Consider the following 3,210-nt stretch of genomic DNA (forward strand, 5'->3'; position numbering starts at 1 on the left):
ATGCCTCCATTTCTTGAGACTTCGGCGATGGATAGGTTCAAGGGTGGTTGTAGTTTGTTTAGTATCGCCTGTTTACGTTCTTCACTATAGCGTGGCATGATGAGTCCTTGATGCCCCCATTTGGATTAATCTTTTAGGGGTGACAACTATCCTGCCATAGGGGGAAATGTTTACTTTATAGGTTAGCTTATAATTCTTTAGATACTGATTACCTGATTACCTGATTACCTGATTAATGTGGTGGTATGAATATTGAATTTATAAATTAATATCAATAGTGATTCGATTTTAATAGTAGTAAGAAAGCTGCTAGCTCTATATTTTACATAGGTTAGCAGATTTTTCTGTACTTAGCATTTTACTTAGCTGACATCGTTAGTATTGGGGTTTGACTATAGTGTTAGCGTTAAGAGCAAATGAGAAAGGTATAAGACTGTTCTATTGCTTATAAAAATAACTATTTATCAATTAATTCATTAGCTACTGAGACTTTAAAAGCCAAAAATAACTTTGAATTTGTAACTTTTGATGACAATGTAACCTGCTTTATCGACTATTTACCTTCAAAGTAGCTAACTGCTAATAAATTAATACAAGGAAATACACGATGTATCGCAACAATTACGTAATATTACATAAGTCAGTAAGGAATTAAAATTTATATTCACACTATAAATTATTCTATAATTATAACGATTGATCAAACCCTATATACGATAATTGATTCATCCAATAAAAAAACGTCTAATTGTCAGATCCGAATCATGGATCTGACAATTAGACGTTTTTTTTGCTTATAAAATAATAAAAAACACTTCAAGTTGGTCAGCTAGACCTAATAAAAATTACACAAACTTACATTGTAAAATAGAATTTTTTTAGTATTTTATCAGCATAAAAAGGGTGTTTTTGAGACTTTTATTAGTGGTGACATGTTTTACAGCCTATGCTAAAGTCGGCTTTGTGTTTTGGCTAACAGCTTGATTTTCAATAGCTTCATAAGACTTTCACAAGGCTGCCAGCGACACTAATTGCTCTTTAGATAATGAATTTGTAGCACAAGTATTGATCACTACGATGTATATATACTTAAGTTATTGAAATTTAATTAACTGCTCTGTTATTGATGACAGAACATTATGTATTAACCCTAGGTAGTAAATTTATGAAACAGGCTTTATTGATTTTTTCAGTACTGGGCATGGGCATAGCACAAACGAGTGGTGCTGCCGTAACGACTTCTCAAACAAATACTATTACTAATATCTCTGCTGCCTCTAGCTCTACTAGGAGTATTACTCCAGCTTCGAGCTACGGTTCTACCAGAAATACTTATAGCACCAATAATGGTGCGTCTGTCTCAAATAATGACGAAATCAGTCAAGCAATTAGCAATCTAAGTGCGCAGGCTCAGCAAAAAGAGAATCAGCTTTCATCGCTGAACAGCCGGTTATATACTGAAAAACAACAACAAAAAGCTAATACGGTTCCCGACAGTAATTCAGCACCCGCTATGGCTGCTGCTCGCGCCTCACGAGTTGCTCTATCTGGCAGCTCTGGATATTGTGCCCGTTATGTACGTAAAGCGTTACAATCTGCAGGTTACGACTTTACACCGAACCCTTCAGCCTATCAGTATGCTACTCGTGGCACACTTGATAAAGCAGGTTTCAGCAAAATCAGCAATGATATGCCGACCCAAGTAGGTGACGTTATCGTCTATGATCGCTCATCAAAGCGTCCGCATGGCCATATCCAAATATTTGATGGTAAAGACTGGATTTCTGACTTCCGTCAGAACAGTATTAGCCCATACAGTGGTGTCTATGCTTATACGACATGGCGCGATTCAAAATATGTTGATGATGCATCGGACCGTGGCATCTACCTTGCTATGGCTGATAAATAAGGCCTGATAAGTCAACCTAATATAGTTATTATTTTCCTCCAGCTCAGCAGTGACCTTCATATCATTGCTGGGTTTGACCCCTGCCGTCAAATCCGTACAAACAAACTTGGGAGATTTTAATCAAGCAGCCTGACGGTAAAAGTCAAACCACATCTGTCTTGGTGTTTTATAGCCCAAGCCCTTTTGAATTCTAGTCTGGTTATAATCCAGCTCAATATACTTAATGATATCGCTGATAGCTTCAATTCTTGTTTGATAAACTTGGTGATACACTAGCTCGTTCTTCAATACGCCCCAGAAACTCTCTATTGGTGCGTTGTCGAAGCAGTTACCTTTGCCGCTCATTGAGCCCTTAAACTTATGCTTTTTGATGATCTTGTGATAATCATGACTACAGTACTGACTGCCTCTGTCAGAGTGGACGGTCAAGTTCCTGCTTGGTCTTTTGTTCTTAATAGCCATATTCAATGCACGGCAAACTAAATCAGCCGTCATACGCTTATTAATGGCATAGCCGACAAACTCTTTAGTATAAAGATCTTTAACCCCTGCTAAGTACAGCCAGCCCTCGCGCGTCCATATGTAGGTGATATCACTAACCCTGAGAAGCACTGCTTCGCAAGATTAGGACGATTGGCATCGAACTTCTGATTGAGCAATTTTGGATAGGTAAGCTTATTGTGATTTGAGTTGGTGGTAATTTTAAAGCGCTTGTGGCGACGACAAGCAATGCCGTGTTCTTCTTTAAGGCTTCTGACCATAGCGCTGTTTGGTCTCATCATGAGCCACTCTGACCAGTAATTCACTTTGATTACGATGTATTTGCTGCTCACTGAGACCGCGGCTCACCCAGTCATAGTAGCTTGATGGCTTAACGTCCAGTACACGACACATCCGAGTAATACTAAATACTTGCTGGTTGGCTTCAATAAAGGCGTACTTTACGAGCTGTGCTTCGCGAAGTACGCTGTGGCCTTTTTTAATATCTCTCGTTCCTCTTCAGCTATTTTTAATTGCCGTTTGAGTTGCTTGATTTCTTCAAGAGCTGCCATAAGTTCAGGATCATATTGTTATGTGCTGACAAGCTTACCTTGATTGGTTTTGTTCTGCCAATTGGATAACGTTTGCATCGCTATTCCCAACTGCCGAGCAGTTTGACCCCTGCTGTCAATCCCGTACACATAAACTTGGGAGATTATAATTACGCAGCGTGACGATAAAAGTCAAACCACATCTGTCTTGGCGATTTATAGCCCAAGCCCTTTTGAATTCTAGTCTGGTTGTAGTACGGCTCGATGGTT

General features: G+C 38.9%; 1 protein-coding gene and 1 pseudogene. One reads left to right on the plus strand and one right to left on the minus strand.

The window, feature by feature from the left end:
• Nucleotides 1-1,165: 1,165 nt before the first annotated feature.
• The gene (locus tag JMX97_RS13565) at nucleotides 1,166-1,909 is read left to right on the plus strand and encodes a CHAP domain-containing protein (RefSeq protein WP_201558951.1); all 744 of its coding nucleotides are present in this window, start codon (nucleotides 1,166-1,168) and stop codon (nucleotides 1,907-1,909) included.
• 120 nt (nucleotides 1,910-2,029) lie between these two features.
• Here the strand turns inward: JMX97_RS13565 and JMX97_RS13570 are convergent.
• Nucleotides 2,030-3,063, minus strand: a pseudogene (locus tag JMX97_RS13570) (IS3 family transposase); the annotation flags it as partial.
• Nucleotides 3,064-3,210: the final 147 nt, after the last annotated feature.

It is taken from the genome of Psychrobacter sp. 72-O-c (assembly GCF_904846605.1).
Lineage (GTDB): Bacteria > Pseudomonadota > Gammaproteobacteria > Pseudomonadales > Moraxellaceae > Psychrobacter.

Bases quoted from the DNA above. Each gene is read 5' to 3' on its own strand.
- JMX97_RS13565 (WP_201558951.1), top strand. From the start codon at position 1,166: ATGAAACAGGCTTTATTGATTTTTTCAGTACTGGGCATGGGCATAGCA.